Genomic DNA, 1,667 nt, shown 5'->3' with positions numbered 1-1,667 from the left:
CTAGCCTCGAAGTTTCGTGACGGTCCGCCGATGGAGTCGGTGGACCGTTTTCGTGCCGTGGGCTGAGGTTGTGCAGGTTGAGGGCCCGAGTGTCGTCTCGGGTGGACGCCGGGTTCCACTGCTCCGGTGTCGGGCTGTTGTCGTAGGGGCGGGAAAGTTGCTGGTCAGTCGGGGTTCGGCAGGAGTGCGAGTTGGTCGAGTGCGGCGGTGATGTGGCCGGTCCAGGGCCAGTGCCGGGCGAGGCGGAGGATCCGCCGGCGGCCGGTGGTGACGAGCTGTCCGGCCGCGGTGAACAGACGGAGTCGTAGTCGGCGGGGTTCCCAGAGGCGGGCCTTGCCGGTCAGGGCGAGCATCGGCATCCAGGCCAGCAGGTCGAGGGCGATCTGCACGATCTCCAGCCAGATCCGGTTCTGGGCGGTGCGGTGCAGGGGAAGGTTGCGCAGGCCGGTGGCGCGGGCGTTTCGGATCCGGTCCTCGGCCCGGGCCCGCAGCCGGTGACGGAGCTCGAGCTCGGCGATCGGCCGGCCCGCAGTGTTGGTGGCGAAGCACGTCAGCCGCATGCCGTCCGCATCGGTGAGCCTCAACTGAGCCCCGGGGTGCGGTCGTTCCTTCCTCACGATCAGCCGCATGCCCCTGGGCCAGCCGTCCATGACGTCGCCGGTGAGTTCAGCGACCCAGGCGCCGTCGCGGACCTCGCCGCCCGTCTCGACAGCCGGCGTCCAGGCCGATGCCGGAACCTTCAGCACGTGCTGGTGGACCTGCTCGCTGACCGTCATACCGACCGAGTAGGACAGCCACCGTCCCCGCCGGGCGAGCCAGGCGACGAAGTCGTGGGTGCCGCCCGCGGAGTCGGTGCGGATCAGGGTCCGGCGCCCGCGCCGGTACTTCTTCGGCAGCTGGGCCAGGGCCAGTTGGGTGGCGGTGATGTGGTCGGCCGCCGTGTTCGATCCCGCGTTGCCCGGCCTGAGCAGGGCCGCGACCGGTTCACCGGTGCCGCCCGGTCCGTGGTCGACGAACCCCATCAGCGGGTGGTGACCGTAGGTCCGCTTCCACGTGGGTGCGGCGTCCTCCTTGTCCGAGTGCGCGATCACCAGCACCCCGTCGAGGTCCACGGTCACCGTCCCACCCGCGTCAGGTGCTTCCCGGCCGGCCAACCCCCAGACATGTTGGCGGGCTTCAGCCCGCGCGGCCCGGATCGCGGTGAGGGCCTTCGGCCCTGCTGCGGCGAGGGTGTCGATGAGGCGGGAGACCGTCGGGTCGGAGGCCACCGGCCCGAAAACGGCCGGCTCCGCCCGCAGCATGGCAACATCCGCAAGGCAGTCCCCGCCCAGCGCGACCGCCAGAGCCACATCCAGCAGGATCTTGCCCGGATCGTGCACCGCCCGAGCCTTCCGCCACGGCGCCACCGCCGCTGATATCGCGGTGTCCAAGCCGGCCTTGCGGACCGTCTCGACCAGCAGCACGCCCCCGGCCTGCGAGACCACCGCCCGACCACCGCCCTCGATACGGACACGGGGGTAGGACCCGATACGCTTACTCACCTGGAGAGTGCTTCTTTCCTGCGGCTGACTGGACCCTAGACAAGTCCCATCGTTGCAGGTCAGGAGCACTCTCCGCTTATTTGATCAAGGCATGGACGAGCCCGCTCGTGAAAGCGCGAGGCTAGG

The 1,667-nt window shown here is 70.1% G+C and carries 1 protein-coding gene; it reads right to left on the bottom strand.

What is annotated here, in order from left to right; translation table 11 throughout:
* Positions 1-164: 164 nt before the first annotated feature.
* Positions 165-1,541: an IS1380 family transposase gene (locus AB0I52_RS32780; RefSeq protein WP_363078812.1), complete on the bottom strand. Its 1,377-nt coding sequence runs from the start codon at positions 1,539-1,541 to the stop codon at positions 165-167.
* Positions 1,542-1,667: the final 126 nt, after the last annotated feature.

Origin of the sequence: Streptomyces sp. NPDC050423 (assembly GCF_040655445.1) — a bacterium.
In the GTDB taxonomy this organism is placed as follows: Bacteria; Actinomycetota; Actinomycetes; order Streptomycetales; family Streptomycetaceae; genus Streptomyces.
This window is presented reverse-complemented; position numbering and strand designations above follow the sequence as displayed.